General features: G+C 50.3%; 14 protein-coding genes. 3 read left to right on the forward strand and 11 right to left on the reverse strand.

Annotated elements, in window-relative coordinates; translation table 11 throughout:
* Window positions 1-31: 31 nt before the first annotated feature.
* From fliE to sucC, 11 genes are all read right to left on the reverse strand, one after another.
* Window positions 32-337, reverse strand: coding sequence for a flagellar hook-basal body complex protein FliE (gene fliE / locus L6H65_RS04960; RefSeq protein ID WP_236339363.1), 306 nt, complete (start codon window positions 335-337; stop codon window positions 32-34).
* 23 nt (window positions 338-360) lie between these two features.
* Entirely contained in the window at window positions 361-813 is a 453-nt protein-coding gene (flgC, locus tag L6H65_RS04965) for a flagellar basal body rod protein FlgC (protein WP_236339365.1), read from the reverse strand.
* Between the two features lie 3 nt (window positions 814-816).
* On the reverse strand, window positions 817-1,227 hold the full coding sequence (gene flgB / locus L6H65_RS04970) for a flagellar basal body rod protein FlgB (protein WP_236339367.1): 411 nt from the start codon (window positions 1,225-1,227) through the stop codon (window positions 817-819).
* Between the two features lie 238 nt (window positions 1,228-1,465).
* Window positions 1,466-2,236, reverse strand: coding sequence for a GTP-sensing pleiotropic transcriptional regulator CodY (codY, locus tag L6H65_RS04975; RefSeq protein WP_236339369.1), 771 nt, complete (start codon window positions 2,234-2,236; stop codon window positions 1,466-1,468).
* A gap of 33 nt (window positions 2,237-2,269) precedes the next feature.
* Entirely contained in the window at window positions 2,270-3,667 is a 1,398-nt protein-coding gene (hslU, locus tag L6H65_RS04980) for an ATP-dependent protease ATPase subunit HslU (RefSeq protein WP_236339371.1), read from the reverse strand.
* A gap of 35 nt (window positions 3,668-3,702) precedes the next feature.
* Complete coding sequence (gene hslV / locus L6H65_RS04985; protein ID WP_236339373.1) at window positions 3,703-4,248, reverse strand: ATP-dependent protease subunit HslV; 546 nt, start codon at window positions 4,246-4,248, stop codon at window positions 3,703-3,705.
* 87 nt (window positions 4,249-4,335) lie between these two features.
* Window positions 4,336-5,658, reverse strand: a complete 1,323-nt coding sequence (gene trmFO / locus L6H65_RS04990; protein WP_236339374.1) for an FADH(2)-oxidizing methylenetetrahydrofolate--tRNA-(uracil(54)-C(5))-methyltransferase TrmFO — start codon at window positions 5,656-5,658, stop codon at window positions 4,336-4,338.
* 62 nt (window positions 5,659-5,720) lie between these two features.
* Window positions 5,721-7,820: a type I DNA topoisomerase gene (gene topA / locus L6H65_RS04995; protein WP_236339376.1), complete on the reverse strand. Its 2,100-nt coding sequence runs from the start codon at window positions 7,818-7,820 to the stop codon at window positions 5,721-5,723.
* A 23-nt stretch (window positions 7,821-7,843) separates the two neighbouring features.
* On the reverse strand, window positions 7,844-8,950 hold the full coding sequence (gene dprA, locus L6H65_RS05000; RefSeq protein WP_371877654.1) for a DNA-processing protein DprA: 1,107 nt from the start codon (window positions 8,948-8,950) through the stop codon (window positions 7,844-7,846).
* 210 nt (window positions 8,951-9,160) lie between these two features.
* Complete coding sequence (gene sucD, locus L6H65_RS05005; protein WP_236339380.1) at window positions 9,161-10,090, reverse strand: succinate--CoA ligase subunit alpha; 930 nt, start codon at window positions 10,088-10,090, stop codon at window positions 9,161-9,163.
* A 58-nt stretch (window positions 10,091-10,148) separates the two neighbouring features.
* Entirely contained in the window at window positions 10,149-11,309 is a 1,161-nt protein-coding gene (gene sucC / locus L6H65_RS05010) for an ADP-forming succinate--CoA ligase subunit beta (protein WP_236339382.1), read from the reverse strand.
* A 557-nt stretch (window positions 11,310-11,866) separates the two neighbouring features.
* Here sucC and L6H65_RS05015 point away from each other — a divergent pair.
* The 3 genes from L6H65_RS05015 to L6H65_RS05025 all read left to right on the forward strand — a co-directional run bounded on the left by L6H65_RS05015 (window position 11,867) and on the right by L6H65_RS05025 (window position 15,249).
* Window positions 11,867-13,450: a YifB family Mg chelatase-like AAA ATPase gene (locus tag L6H65_RS05015; protein WP_236339384.1), complete on the forward strand. Its 1,584-nt coding sequence runs from the start codon at window positions 11,867-11,869 to the stop codon at window positions 13,448-13,450.
* A gap of 141 nt (window positions 13,451-13,591) precedes the next feature.
* A complete protein-coding gene (locus tag L6H65_RS05020) occupies window positions 13,592-14,614 on the forward strand; it encodes an NADH:flavin oxidoreductase/NADH oxidase (RefSeq protein WP_236339387.1) in 1,023 nt (340 codons plus the stop codon).
* A 161-nt stretch (window positions 14,615-14,775) separates the two neighbouring features.
* Window positions 14,776-15,249, forward strand: a complete 474-nt coding sequence (locus tag L6H65_RS05025; protein ID WP_236339389.1) for an SRPBCC family protein — start codon at window positions 14,776-14,778, stop codon at window positions 15,247-15,249.
* Window positions 15,250-15,377: the final 128 nt, after the last annotated feature.

Consider the following 15,377-nt stretch of genomic DNA (forward strand, 5'->3'; position numbering starts at 1 on the left):
CACCTTATGCTTTACCATGTCCCGAGCGCGATTATAGCTGCATACGCATAATATCTTGATAAGCCTCGACGACCTTATTGCGAATTTGTGAGGTTAACTGCAAGCTGAGCTGTGCTTGCTCGGCAGCGATCATGACTTCCGATACATCCACTTGACCGATCAGATATTTATCACTCATGACGTGGGCATTCTGTTCTTGCGCGCTCACACCATCCAGAGCATTTTGCAGAAATTCGCCAAAGCTTTTCGTCATTTCAGCTGGCGTCTTGTCTTTCACTGCGCTAGATTCAGTCATACGAACCGCTTGTACAGGATTAAGCATAGTCTGATTGATCAATGAAATTTCCCCCATTTATTATTTTATCTTCCGATTTCAAGCGCTTTCGTAAGCATGCCTTTAGAAGCATTCAAAGCTGTTACGTTTGCCTCATATGCCCGGGATGCCGAGATCATATCGACCATTTCTTTCAGCACGTCCACATTAGGCATTTGTACATAACCGTTCACGTCGGCATCAGGATGACTAGGATTATAGACCAGCTTGGAAGGCGTGCTGTCCTCAATAATCCGGGTTGCTTTTACCCCTTTAGCACTACCTGTTGATCCGCCAAGCTGCCCATTCAGGACATCAGAAAAGGAGCGATTCATCGGTTCCAATACGACCATCTTGCGTTTGTAAGGTACGTATTGTCCGTTGACAAATTTCGCTCTCGTCGTTTCGGCATTGGCGATGTTGGAAGAGACAACATCCATTCGAAGCCGGTTGGCCGTTAATGCCGATGCGCTAACATCGAAACCATTTGTAAGCTTCAAATTCTAAACTCTCCCTTCAATTCCTGTTCTCATCATTTTTACATGATGGTTCACTTGAGCTACATAGAAATTGTAGTTCAGCTGATTCTTCGCCAAAAGCGACATTTCTCGATCGATATCAACATTGTTTACATTGTTGTTCATAACGCTTTTACTATCAGTCACTACTTTGGGCTGCTGCATCGCATTCGCTGAACCTATGACAAAATGTCTAGGATCTGAACGAAAGCCTGCTAGCTGTGATGTTCCTTTGCCCATTGATTGCTCCAACAGCGTTTCGAATAGTACATCTGAACGTTTGAATTTCGGCGTGTCAACATTTGCAATATTATTTGATATAACGCGTTGACGTGTTTCTGCAGCACTAATCGCAGTTTCCAGCCTGCTAAACTCTGGGCCATTCAACAATTTCACTGAAAAACCCCTCTTTCCATATGATTGTCTTTGTAAGATATTCAACAGAATCTCTCGCATTCCTTCTTTCTTCGACAAAGAATTATTAAAAAAATGAGAGACACTTGTCGACGATTGCCGACAAGTTAATATTCCTCAACTTCCTATTTTATTACAATAAGAAAAAAGCCCTATCTTTTAAAAAAGATAGGACTTTGACTCAGGAAAATGGACCTGTTTTTGGAAATATCGTGTAATATTAATGTTTGTTCTTATTCAACTCTTGAATGAGCTGGGTATTGAGCATTCTAATATAGGTCCCCTTCATGCCCAGAGACCGGGTTTCGATAACGCCTGCACTTTCCAGCTTCCGCAGCGCGTTCACGATGACCGAACGTGTTATACCAACACGATCAGCAATTTTGGAAGCAACCAGAAGGCCTTCCTTGCCATCCAGCTCTTCAAAAATATGCTCCACCGCTTCAAGCTCGCTAAACGACAAGGAGCCTACTGCTACTGCGACGACAGCTCTGCTTCTTGCCTCGACTTCGATTTCATCCGCACGCTCCCGCAAAATTTCCATCCCGACAATGGTCGAGCCATATTCTGCAAGAATGAGATCATCATCTCCGAATGGATCTGAGCTGCGCAATAGGACCAACGTACCAATTCTCTCACGTCCGCCAACAATGGGAACAACTGTCATTTTCTCATGACTGGCCATCATCGGAAACGCTTCATGCACGCCTTCATCCGGCTTTACGTTCGTAAGCGTCTCCTGCATCCTCATAAACCGTTCATTGCTCTCGGGAGTAAAACGAAGCTCATCCGCACTCATCGTCCGCAGCTGATCATGCTGGTGAGGTCCTACAGCTGCACAGCCAAGCACCTTGCCCTTGCGGCTGACTACAAACACATCGGCCTGTATCGTTGTGCACAGCACCTCCGCCATTTCCCGGAAATTGAGCGCTCCACCGGCCGCACGCTGCAGCAGCCGGTTTAGCGTTCTTGTTTTTGCTAGTAAAATCATTTTTTCTTTGCCTCCTACTTTCCTATCCGTGCCCTATAAAATATATTGACTCAAATCGCGATTTTTCGCAATATTGCCCAGCTTCTCACGAACATATTCCGGCGTGATCATCATCTGATCCAGCTGCAGCTCAGGCGCTTCAAATGAGAGATCCTCCAGCAGCTTTTCAAGTATGGTGTGAAGTCGTCTTGCACCGATATTCTCCGTGTTCTTGTTCACGTCCGCAGCTATTGACGCAAGCTCATGTATCGCTTCATCCGAAAACTCGATACGGATCCCTTCGGTCTCAAGAAGCGCTGTATATTGCTTGGTCAGCGCATTTTTAGGCTCGATCAGAATTTTCACAAAATCCTCCAGGCTGAGATTGGTCAGCTCGACACGGATCGGAAAGCGCCCTTGAAGCTCAGGTATCAGATCGGAAGGTTTGGCCATATGGAAAGCACCCGCAGCGATGAACAGAATGTAGTCTGTTTTGACTGGGCCATATTTCGTCATAATTGTCGAGCCTTCTACGATTGGCAGAATGTCGCGCTGCACCCCTTCACGCGACACATCCGGTCCTGATCCGCGAGACGGACTCGCGATCTTGTCGATCTCGTCAATAAAGATAATGCCGGATTGCTCCGCACGGTTTACCGATTCGGAGATGACATCATCCATATCAATCAGCTTGTTCGCTTCCTCCTGTGTCAGCGCCTTGCGAGCCTCTTTCACCGGCAGCTTGCGCTTCTTGGTCCGCTTGGGCATGAATTGGCCGAATAGCTCCTGCATGTTCATCCCCATGCCTTCTCCGCCCTGTCCAGACAGCATATCGAGCATGTTGGGGGAAGTATCCTCCACTTCAATCTCAATACTCTCATTCTCCAGCTTGCCGGCTTCGAGCTGCTCCTTCACCTGTCTGCGGCGCTCCTGCAAGGATGCGTCCTGCTGGGGCTCCTCCTCGGTCTCCTTGTTCGCCGTATTGCCGAATAGCATCTCAAGCGGATTCTTCTGCGTCTTCGATTTCGAGATGGAGGGAGCAAGGAGGGATACGATTCTTTCATTAGCCAGTCTCTCCGCCTTATCGCGCACCTTTTCCGTTTTTTCCGCCTTGACCATCCGAATAGCCGTTTCCACCAGATCACGCACCATAGATTCCACATCCCGGCCAACATACCCGACCTCTGTGAATTTGGTTGCTTCCACCTTAACGAAAGGCGCATTAACAAGCTTCGCCAGCCTGCGCGCAATTTCGGTCTTGCCGACACCAGTCGGACCGATCATTAGAATGTTCTTGGGAACGATTTCGTCGCGCAGCGCTTCGTCCAGACGACTTCTGCGGTAACGATTGCGAAGCGCAACCGCGACAGACCTTTTCGCTTGCTTCTGGCCTACAATATATTTATCGAGCTCTGTCACGATTTGTCTCGGCGTCATTGCTTCATTAACCATTCATTATCCCTCCACCGGTTCGCGGCCGTCCGCGGCTACTCTAACTCTTCTACAATAATGTTGCGGTTTGTGAAAACACAGATGTCTGCTGCAATCTCCAATGCCGATCTTGCCATATCCTTTGCTTCCATATGCGGCGCATGCTGGTACAATGCCCGCGCTGCCGCCAGTGCGAAGCTCCCGCCCGATCCAATCGCCAATATGCCGTCATCAGGCTCGATAATTTCTCCATTGCCGGATATAAGCAGCAGTCCATTGGCATCCATGACAAGCATCAGCGCTTCAAGCTTGCGCAGCACACGGTCAGAACGCCAATCCTTCGCGAGCTCGACAGCCGCCCGCTGCAAATTGCCATGATGCTCTTCCAGCTTGCCCTCGAACTTCTCGAACAATGATATCGCATCCGCCACAGAACCAGCGAACCCGGCAATAACCTGACCGCGATACAGACGCCTAACCTTCTTGGCTGTCCCCTTCATGACCATGCTGTTGCCGAATGTCACTTGCCCGTCTCCCGCTATTGCACCCTTGCCGTTGTGACGAACCGCGCAAATCGTCGTTGCATGAAACTGCATCTCCATCGATTAGCTCCTCCTTTAGTTGAGGCCGTATTGTATATGTACAAAGAAAGCAGCGGCTGGCAACTGCTGTTGGGCCGCCGTTTCCGTTCAGTCGTGGTTAAGTTGTTCCTTGAACTGCTCCAAGCCCTCCAGAGCACGATTGGCAATGGCATCATTCTTATCCTTCTTGCTCTTCATCCGCTTATCCAGCGGCGGGAACAGTCCAAAATTTGCATTCATCGGCTGAAAATGCTTGAAATCTGCCGTAGTGATATACTCTGCCATACTGCCCAGCGTCGTATCCGGCGGAAACACAACCAGTTCCTGACCTAAGGCAAGACGTCCTGCATTCAAGCCTGCAATGAGTCCTGAAGCCGCTGACTCCACATAACCTTCCACACCCGTCATTTGACCGGCAAAAAAGAGTGTGTCGCGGTTGATGGACTGGTAGGTGGCACGAAGCAGCTTAGGCGAATTGATAAAGGTGTTGCGATGCATAACGCCATATCGGACAAACTCCGCATTCTCCAAGCCAGGAATAAGCGATAATACCCGCTTCTGCTCCCCCCATTTGAGATGGGTCTGGAAGCCGACTAAATTGTACAGCGTGCCTGCCGCATTATCCTGCCGCAGCTGCACAACCGCATGCGGCAGCTTGCCGGTATGCGGGTTCACAAGCCCCACTGGCTTCATCGGACCAAACAATACAGTCTGCTTGCCTCTGCTGGCCATCACTTCAATGGGCATACAGCCTTCAAAGTATTGCTCCTTCTCGAAATCTTTGATTTCGGCCTTCTCGGCCGTAATGAGCGCCTCATGGAAACGCTCGAATTCCTCTTCGGTCATCGGGCAATTCAGATATGCAGCCTCCCCTTTGTCATAACGGGAAGCCAGATATACTTTGCTCATATCAATAGAGTCCTTCTCTACGATAGGCGCAGCCGCATCGAAGAAATAGAAGTACTCCTGACCGAGCAGCGCTTGAATTTGCTGCGAAAGCTCTGGCGCCGTCAATGGACCTGTAGCAATGACTACGATTCCATCCTTCGGAATTTCCTTCACTTCCTCACAGCGCACATCGACAAGCGGATGCTCGCTGAGCAATTGTGTAACATTGCCGGAGAATCCGTCACGGTCAACAGCCAGCGCACCGCCAGCTGGAACCGCGTGACGATCCGCGCAATCAAGGATAAGCGAGTTCATTCTTCGCATCTCTTCCTTCAGAACGCCTACGGCGTTGGCAAGACCGTTGGCACGCAAGCTGTTGCTGCATACCAGCTCAGCGAATTGATTCGTATGATGCGCTGGCGTTTGCGTCTCCGGACGCATTTCGTAAAGGGTGACAGGCACACCCTGCGAGGCGATTTGCCAGGCAGCCTCGCTGCCGGCAAGTCCTGCGCCGATCACTGTCACTCGTTGTGGATGAGACAAAACATTTTCCTTCCTTTCATGAGCCCATTGAGTAGGACACGATTGCGCAGACTTCAGCGGCCCTATACCTCGATGCCATCGTTCTCTTCAATTACCTCTTCGTTGAAATCACATTGGGTGCATTGATGCTTGGCACCGCTGCGGTTGCGCTTCTCAACCAGCAGTCCCTGGCATTGCGGGCACGGCTTTCCAACCGGCTTATCCCACGATACATAGTCGCAGCCGGGGTATTGATCACAGCCATAGAAGAAACGTCCCTTCTTGCTGCGCCGTTCAATAATTTTGCCCTCTGCGCATTTCGGGCAGGCAACGCCTATATCCTTCACAATCGGCTTCGTGTTCCGGCAATCCGGGAATCCGGAGCAGGCGAGGAACTTACCGAAGCGACCCATCTTGTACACCATATGACTGCCGCACTTCTCGCATGTCTCTTCTGACACTTCATCTTGAATTTCTATTTCCTTCATCTCTTCTTCGGCAACCTCTAGCCGCTTCTCGAACGATTCATAGAAGGAGCCGAGAACCCGCACCCAATCTTCCTTGCCTTCCTCAACATGGTCGAGATCGCCTTCCATATGAGCAGTAAATTCGACATCAAGAATTTCCGGGAAGAACTCCTCCATCAGCTGAATGACAAGATCGCCAAGCTCTGTCGGAATGAATTTCTTCTCTTCCATCGCGATGTAACCGCGCTTCTGGATCGTCTCCAGCGTCGGGGCATAGGTGCTTGGACGGCCAATCCCGATTTCCTCCATCGTCCGCACAAGCCTTGCCTCTGTATAGCGCGGAGGCGGCTGTGTGAAATGCTGCTTCGGATCAATCGCCTCAGGGTCAGCAACATTGCCGATCACAAGAGGCGGCAGAAACTTCTCTTCCTCTGTCGCGCCATCGTCATTGCCTTCAACATAAATTTTCATGAAGCCATGGAACTTGACCTTGGAGCCTACTGCTCTGAATACAGCCGTTCCGACCTTCAAATCGACAGACATCGTGTCCAGCACAGCAGAAGCCATCTGAGAGGCTACAAAGCGTTCCCAAATCAGCTTATAGAGTCGGAACTGATCCCGGCTCAAGTACTCTTTCATCGTATCGGGATCACGAAGAACGGATGTCGGGCGTATCGCCTCATGCGCATCCTGAGCATTGCTGTTCTTCTTGACATAGATGCGGGGCGTATCGGGGAGGAATTTCGCGCCGTATTTCTCTTGGATGTACGGATTGACCTCTTCCTGCGCAACGGGCGAGATTCGCGTGGAATCTGTACGCATATAAGTAATTAAACCTACCGTGCCTTCCTTGCCAAGATCAACGCCTTCATAGAGCTGCTGTGCGACCGACATCGTCTTGGAGGCACGGAAGCCCAGCTTGCGCGCCGCTTCCTGCTGCAGGGAGCTCGTAATGAATGGAGCTGCAGGATTGCGCAGACGCTCCTTCTCCTTCACTTCGCTTACCGTAAAGGCAGAAGAGCCCATCGCAAGCAGCACTTCCTCCACATCCTCCTTGCTGCCGAGCTCGCGTTTCACGCCATCAATGGAATGAAACTTCGCTTCAAAGGCTGCAGATTCATGCTTCAGCTGTGCCGTTATCGTCCAGTATTCCTCAGGAATAAATGCGTCAATCTCATTCTCGCGATCAATGATAATTTTCACAGCAACGGATTGGACACGACCTGCGGACAAGCCCTTCTTTACTTTCTTCCATAGAAGCGGACTAATCTTGTAGCCTACCAGACGATCCAGTATTCTTCGCGCCTGCTGCGCATTAACAAGATCCATATTGATTGGACGCGGAGTTTTGAAGGCATCCTTTACTGCCTGCTTCGTGATCTCATTGAACACAACCCGACAGGAGTCCTTCTCGTCAATCTCCAAATAATGAGCCAAATGCCATGCAATCGCTTCCCCTTCGCGATCCGGGTCAGCCGCGAGATATACTTTCTTCACTTTCTTCCTGGCATCCTTGAGCTCTTTGAGCACACTCCCTTTTCCACGAATCGTTATATATTTAGGATTGAAATCATTATCAACTTCCACGCCGATCTGACTCTTCGGCAAATCACGAATATGTCCCATAGAAGCCTTAACGATAAATTTGCTTCCAAGATATTTGCCAATCGTCTTCGCCTTGGCCGGTGATTCGACAATTACTAGTGAATCCGCCATAAACGCGCCCCCTCTCCAACATGCTACGTTACACTATATATAGAACCTCTGTGCTGCTCGATCTTCCGTTTTATAGTTAAATTTATCAGAACTGCGTGCAAAAGTCCAAAAGGCATTGAAGAAAGCTCATGCAGCTCATCTGTTGAGCACGGTTGATCCAACAAAATCTGGTAAATGCGCTCCTCATCAGCCGTCAATATCGGCGAGGGCTCCGAGCCCCACTCACTGTTTATCAGCCCCTGGGCCGACAGCCAGCTGTATTCCTCCAATATATCTGCCACTGATGTAATTAGCTTGGCTCCGCTCTTGCTGATCAAACGGTTCGTCCCTGCACTCTTCGGCGATGACAGCGGTCCCGGCACTGCAAACACTTCTCTTGACATCTCAAGCGCCAAATCCGCTGTTATCAGAGAGCCGCTTCTTTGTGCGGCCTCGACAACAACCGTACCGAGCGACAGGCCTGCTATGATGCGGTTGCGTAGCGGGAACAGCCCCGGGTGAAGCGGGGAGCCGAGCGGAGTCTCCGATACAAGGACCCCGCGAGCTGCAATATCATGATACAACGACCGATTCTCAGCCGGATAAATCATGTCGACTGGCGAGCCGAGAACAGCTATCGTTCCCCCTCCGCCTCTCAGCGCCCCTTCATGAGCGATGCCGTCAATTCCCCGAGCCAAACCGCTCACAACCGCAATGCCGCGCTCTGACAAGCCCTTGGCAAGCTCAGAGGCCGTCTTACGGCCGTATGCAGTCGGAGCTCTCGTACCGACAATCGCAATCGACGGCCGATTCAACAGATCCATATCCCCAATCACATACAGCACCCAAGGGGGCTGCGGGATTTCGGACAGCAGCTCCGGGTACGCTGCATCGAAACGTGTAATCACATTAATTTTCCGCTTATAGAATTGCTCGCTGCGCCGCTCGATGTCAAGCGCTTCGAATGCTTTCACCACCGTATTCGCCTGTTCCTGCCTCATGCCGATCGATGTCATCCAAGCGTTTGCTGTAAAGCGCTGATAGCTGTCCCATCTGCCATATTCAACGATCTTGCGAATCGTCTGCCAACCGATCCCTGCTGATTCATGAAGTGTAAGTATCATTTCCCTGCGCATATCATCGCTCGCCAATAAGTCCATCCCCTTATGAGGGCGGGCACACATTCTTACCCTATTTTGCTTGAGCGTGATTCAGAATGCAAGCCGCACCTTAATATTAATGAAAAAAAGCAACCTTCCGAAGCCCCAAAGACGGGGTCCACGGAAGGTTGCTTACCTTCTGTTCAAGCTATATATAATAGAAGCTTTATATCTTAATGCTCTACTTGGACAGGGTCAGGCTTAATGCGTTTTGCACTTTTCGAGCAAGCCTTGCTCTTCAAGTACAGTCACAAGCGTCGAGCCCATATCCGATGGCGTTGGCGCCACTTTAATTCCGCATGCTTCCAGTGTCGCAATCTTCTCAGCAGCTGTACCTTTGCCGCCAGAGATAATTGCGCCAGCATGTCCCATACGTTTGCCTTCAGGAGCAGTAGCGCCGCCGATGAAGCCAACCACTGGCTTCTTCATGTTCGCTTTCACCCATTCAGCAGCTTCTTCTTCAGCAGAACCGCCGATTTCACCGATCATAATGACCGCATAGGTATCCGGATCTTCATTGAACAGGTTCAGAATATCGATAAACTCTGATCCTTTGACAGGGTCGCCGCCAATACCGATCGCGGACGATTGTCCAATGCCGCGTGTCGTTAATTGATGAACCGCTTCGTACGTCAATGTTCCGCTGCGGGAAACGACGCCTACATGGCCCTTGGTGTGGATATAGCCCGGCATAATGCCGATCTTGCACTCGCCCGGTGTGATGACGCCCGGACAGTTTGGTCCGATCAGGCGTGTCTTGCGGCCTTCCATGTAGCGGTTAACCTTGACCATATCAAGAACCGGAATGCCTTCTGTGATACAGATTACAAGATCAAGCTCCGCGTCAACAGCTTCCATGATGGAATCTGCTGCGAATGCAGGCGGAACGTAAATAACGGATGCTGTTGCACCTGTTTGCTTCACTGCTTCCACTACCGTGTTGAACACAGGCAGCGAGACGGTAGTGCCGTTCTCAAGCGTGATGTCCACGTTCGTGCCGCCTTTGCCCGGCGTTACGCCGCCGACCATTTGCGTGCCGTAATCGAGGGCGCCTTTCGCATGAAACAACCCTGTAGCGCCGGTAATGCCCTGGGTAATCACTTTTGTATTCTTGTCTACCAAAATGCTCATCGAAACTCACATCCCCTATATGAATTCGTATGCCGCTAAGCGCGTGCTGTTACTCACCTTACTTCACAAGCGCGACGATCTTCTGCGCACCGTCGGCCATGGAGTCAGCGGCCACGATGTTCAGTCCCGATTCGTTCAAAATCTTTTTGCCAAGCTCAACGTTAGTACCTTCCAGACGAACGACAAGCGGACGGTCCAGACCGATTTGCTTAGCTGCTTCCACAACACCGTTTGCGATAACATCGCACTTCATGATGCCGCCGAAGATGTTAACGAAAATCCCCTTCACTTTCTCATCTGAGAGAATGATCTTGAAAGCTTCCGTAACCTTCTCCGTCGTCGCACCGCCCCCTACATCGAGGAAGTTCGCCGGGTCGCCGCCATAATACTTGATAATGTCCATCGTTGCCATCGCAAGTCCTGCACCGTTAACCATACAGCCGATGTTGCCATCCAGCGCGATATAGCTCAGGTCGAACTTGGACGCTTCGATTTCCTTCTCGTCTTCCTCTTCCAGGTCACGCAGCTCCAAAATGTCCTTATGACGATAGAGCGCATTGGAATCGAAGTTCAGCTTGGCGTCAAGCGCCATAACATTGCCGTCACCAGTAACGACAAGCGGATTGATCTCTGCGATTGAGCAGTCCTTCTCTTCGAAAGCGCGGTACAGTGCAAGCATAAACTTCGCCGCTTTGCCGACCAGCTCATTCGGGATATTGATGGCATACGCCAATTTCCGAGCCTGGAACACTTGCAGACCTACAGCCGGATCAACGACCTCTTTGAAAATTTTCTCAGGCGAGTGAGCAGCAACCTCTTCGATTTCTGTACCGCCCTCTTCGGACGCCATCATGACGATGCGGCCTGTTCCGCGGTCAACAACGACCCCGATATAGTACTCTTTCTTAATGTCGCAGCCCTGCTCGATAAGCAGACGTTTGACTTCCTTGCCTTCTGGCCCTGTTTGGTGCGTAACGAGCACTTTGCCCAGAATTTCACTGGCGTAAGCGCGAACCTCGTCCAAACCTTTGGCAACTTTAACGCCGCCCGCTTTACCACGGCCACCTGCATGGATTTGCGCTTTCACAACGACAACCGGTGTTCCTAGAGCTTTGGCAGCCTCCACCGCTTCGTCGACAGAAAATGCCACTTTACCTTCAGGGACAACTACCCCATATTGCTTCAGCACTTCTTTACCCTGATACTCATGGATATTCATTGACGATATTCCTCCTGTCCGCAGTCATATCCTACGTATGTACACAAAACCTTACTTATTGTATCACGTTTTTATGTGCCTTTCTATTTTTTCACCAGATTAAAGCCATCATTTTTGATATCGATTTCATCTCATTGCGAGATGGGATTCCTTTAATTCCTTTCGTATTATGACCAACTGTGTCGAATAATATTGCTATCCACCTTCAACTATTCGGCAGAAGGCTGTATGGATGCCGTTGACAATAATTTACTGACTGTACTATGATAATGGGGAAATAAGTTATGGAAATAAGTTCATGTGAAATAAGTTCATGTGAAATTCCATAATTCTGATTCACGGAAAAGCATTGCAAGACGTGAATGCGAAGAAATGGATCCATGAAATGAATTGATCAATGAGATCAATGAGATCAGTGAGATCATTAAGATCAATTAGATCAATTAGATCAATTAGATCAATTAGATCAATTAGATCAGTGAGACCAATGAAATCAATGGAAATACGGATATGTGAGGAAGCACCTTCATCCGATTACGGCGGAGGTGTTTTTTGTTATGTATAGAAATGTTTGGGGCGGAAGTGTTTATGGTGTAGAGGGCCGATTGATTGCTGTAGAGGTGGATTTATCGAACGGTCTGCCGCTTGTGAATGTAGTGGGACTGCCGGACCCGGCGGTGCGTGAATCGATTGATCGGGTCAGAGCGGCAGTCAAGAACTGTGGATTTTCCTTCCCGCTGCAGCGAATAACGGTCAATCTCGCGCCCGCTGATCTGCGGAAGGAAGGAACGGCATTTGATTTGGCGATCGCCGCAGGAATACTGACTGCCAGCGAGCAGCTTGTCTACGAGCCCTTCGACAGTACTCTTGTGCTTGGCGAGGTTGCTCTGAATGGCGAGATCAGAGCTGTTTCGGGCATACTGGCAATGGTGGAGCAGGCTAAGCAGAACGGTCTGAAGCGAGTGCTTGTACCTGCTGACAACGCGCTGGAAGCTTCATTCATTGATGGCATGGAAATATTCTCAATCACACATTTGCACGAGCTGGCAGTATGCAATAACGGAGATTGGAACACTTTGCGCTATAACAGCATGGGCAGGAAGACCGCTATCGAACAGCATCATGAAAGTTTAACGATAAACGGCGATTATGGCGATGTGCTGGGGCAGCATCATGCGAAGCGGGCGCTGCTCATTGCTGCGGCCGGCAGGCATAACGTGCTGCTTTCAGGGCCTCCTGGCACTGGTAAAACGATGCTGGTCCGCAGATTGCCTGGCATTATGCCTCCGCTTGATGAGAAGGAAGCTCTTCAGGTGACGAAAATATACAGTGCGGCAGGCAAGCTGCCAGGCGGCTTCCCCTCTCTAATGAGCGAACGCCCCTTCCGTACGCCGCATCATACGATATCATCCGCCGGTCTTGTCGGCGGCGGCTCTATTCCAAGACCCGGCGAGGTAACATTAGCGCATCATGGCGTATTGTTTCTCGATGAATTGCCGGAGTTTTCAAGGAGCTCGCTGGAGGTGCTGCGGCAGCCGCTGGAGGACCGCGAAGTGACGATTGCCAGATCGAGAGCGGTATTCCGTTTCCCTTCGCATTTTTTGCTGGCGGCATCGATGAATCCGTGCCCGTGCGGCTTTTACGGCCATGAGACCGAAGAACAACGCTGCCAATGCAGCATTGGCGGCATCGCTCGTTATAAAGCGAAAATATCCGGCCCCTTAATGGACCGCATCGACATCCATATCGAAGTACCCAGACCGCAATCCTCCGAAGGATTGCAGAGCGGGATGACATCGAAAGAGATGAGGCGAATCGTGCACTGCGCCCATCATCGCAGGCAGGAGCGGCTGCGGATGAAGTGTTCGACTGGAGCCGCGTTTCACACAGAAGCTGAGCTGGCAGGATCGGCGCTTAGAAAATCAATCGCTTTGACGAAGGAGGCTGACAAGCTGCTGCGGATCATCTATGACAATCTTGGCATAAGCTTGCGCGCTCATGACCGCATCCTGAAGCTTGCGCGAACCATTGCCGATATCGAGGGCAGCGACACTGTCGAAGAGCAGCATGCCGCAGAAGCGGTCAGCTATCGCAGCTTGGACCGCCAGTTGCTGGCACTTGAGCAGCGGATAAAACCGTAGGTATCGCCGCCGTCTCGCCATATGATGGCCAGCTGTGCGCAATGCAGACGCCGCGATAAAAATGAATAAGTACTGCTTGCAATTAATGGAGTAACATTGGATAATAAAGAAACTATAAATAATTAAGTAGGAGGCAAAAAAATGACTTCCCATCTCTATTCGCCATTCACGATTAACAACATGGTATTAAAAAATAGAATTGTTATGCCGCCAATGTGCCAATACTCCGTCGATGCGCATGACGGCACGCCTACCGACTGGCATTTCGTCCACTATGTATCCCGGGCTGTCGGCGGCACTGGGCTTATCATTATCGAGATGACCGATGTCGAGCCCGACGGCAGAATTTCGAACCGCGATCTCGGGTTATGGTCTGACGAGCAAATTCCGGCGTTCCAGCGGATCATCTCTGAATCCCAGAGACACGGAGCGAAGGTTGGCATTCAAATCGCCCATGCTGGCCGCAAAGCCGAGGATGCAGCCGTTCCTGTTGGCCCCTCTGATATTCCGGTAAGCGCCGACTATAAGAAACCCCGGGCTCTTACTACGCAGGAAGTTAGAGACATGGTCGAGAAATTCAAGGATACAGCTAGAAGAGCGGTTGAAGCTGGCGTGGACACAATTGAGATTCATGGCGCGCATGGCTATCTTGTCCACCAGTTTCATTCGCCATTGATTAACAACCGGCAGGATGAATACGGCAAGGATCTTGCCAGATTCGGCGTAGAAATTGTTCGGGCAGTTAAAAGCGTTATGCCCGAAGGCATGCCGCTTATTATGAGAATCTCCGCCATCGAGTATATGGACGGAGGCTATGATCTCGATCACAGCATCGAAATCAGCAAGCGCTATAAAGAAGCCGGCGTCGATCTATTCCATGTTACGAGCGGTGGCGAAGGTCCGGCAGGAAGGAAGAAGCCAGGCAATTATCCCGGCTATCAAGTCCCTATGGCCCGGGCCTTTAGGCAGGCTTTGGAGGTGCCAGTCATCGCTGTTGGCAATCTGGATGATCCGAAGCTTGCGGAGGCGACAATCGCGAATGAAGATGCCGATCTCATTGGCGTAGCACGCGGGATGCTGCGCGATCCCTACTGGGCCCTTCATGCGATCCAGGCAGTGGGCAAGGAAGGAACACCGCCTGAACAGTACGGAAGAGCTTACTAAATTCAGGGACTTCTAATAAGGGGATTTGAATGATGCCCTTCCCAATGAGTTGGCTGGCTGCTATCGTAGCGTCCCACCGCGCACAGCTCCCGGCGCGCGGTGGGGCGGTACGGGTTTCACCATATACCATATCGTTAACCTTTTGAAAGGAGACAGTCTATATGGCTATTCTGAACGAAATACCGGCAGTTAAAGCGGAAATGCTTATCCGCAAACCGGTGGAAGAGGTATTTGAAGCTTTTATCGACCCGGCAATTACTACGCAATTCTGGTTTACTAAAAGCACCGGCAGATTGGAAGCGGGAAAGCGCATTCGGTGGGATTGGGAGATGTATGGCGTTTCTGATGATATTATCGTTAAAGAAATTGAGCAGAACAAGCTCATTCGAATTGAGTCATCGGATAACACAACAGTTGAGTGGGTATTTGCTCGCAGGGCGGATAATGAGACCTTTGTCACGATTACGAACAGTGGATTTACAGGAACCGGAGATGAAATCGTTATTCAAGCGATTGACTCAACAGGTGGATACACGATGGTTCTTTGCGGACTAAAGGCCTATCTTGAACATAACATCAAGTTGAATCTTGTAGCAGACAGAGCGCCTGACGCCCATGTTAAACACGACGAATAAACGCAAAACGCATAGGCGCAACTCCATAGTGAGAATGTGAGAATTGCCTGTTGTTCCGCTTAATCGACGAGGTTGTCCCATTACAGCAGCGGTCTGCTTTTGGGACAACCTCATTTTGTTGGTGCAGG

Source organism: Paenibacillus plantiphilus, from assembly GCF_927798095.1.
In the GTDB taxonomy this organism is placed as follows: Bacteria; Bacillota; Bacilli; order Paenibacillales; family Paenibacillaceae; genus Paenibacillus_Z; species Paenibacillus_Z plantiphilus.

Coding starts and splice junctions, on each gene's coding strand:
- hslU (WP_236339371.1), bottom strand. CDS start 3,667: ATGGTTAATGAAGCAATGACGCCGAGACAAATCGTGACAGAGCTCGAT.
- L6H65_RS05015 (WP_236339384.1), top strand. CDS start 11,867: ATGTATAGAAATGTTTGGGGCGGAAGTGTTTATGGTGTAGAGGGCCGA.
- topA (WP_236339376.1), bottom strand. CDS start 7,820: ATGGCGGATTCACTAGTAATTGTCGAATCACCGGCCAAGGCGAAGACG.
- L6H65_RS05025 (WP_236339389.1), top strand. CDS start 14,776: ATGGCTATTCTGAACGAAATACCGGCAGTTAAAGCGGAAATGCTTATC.
- codY (WP_236339369.1), bottom strand. CDS start 2,236: ATGATTTTACTAGCAAAAACAAGAACGCTAAACCGGCTGCTGCAGCGT.
- sucD (WP_236339380.1), bottom strand. CDS start 10,090: ATGAGCATTTTGGTAGACAAGAATACAAAAGTGATTACCCAGGGCATT.
- L6H65_RS05020 (WP_236339387.1), top strand. CDS start 13,592: ATGACTTCCCATCTCTATTCGCCATTCACGATTAACAACATGGTATTA.
- hslV (WP_236339373.1), bottom strand. CDS start 4,248: ATGGAGATGCAGTTTCATGCAACGACGATTTGCGCGGTTCGTCACAAC.
- sucC (WP_236339382.1), bottom strand. CDS start 11,309: ATGAATATCCATGAGTATCAGGGTAAAGAAGTGCTGAAGCAATATGGG.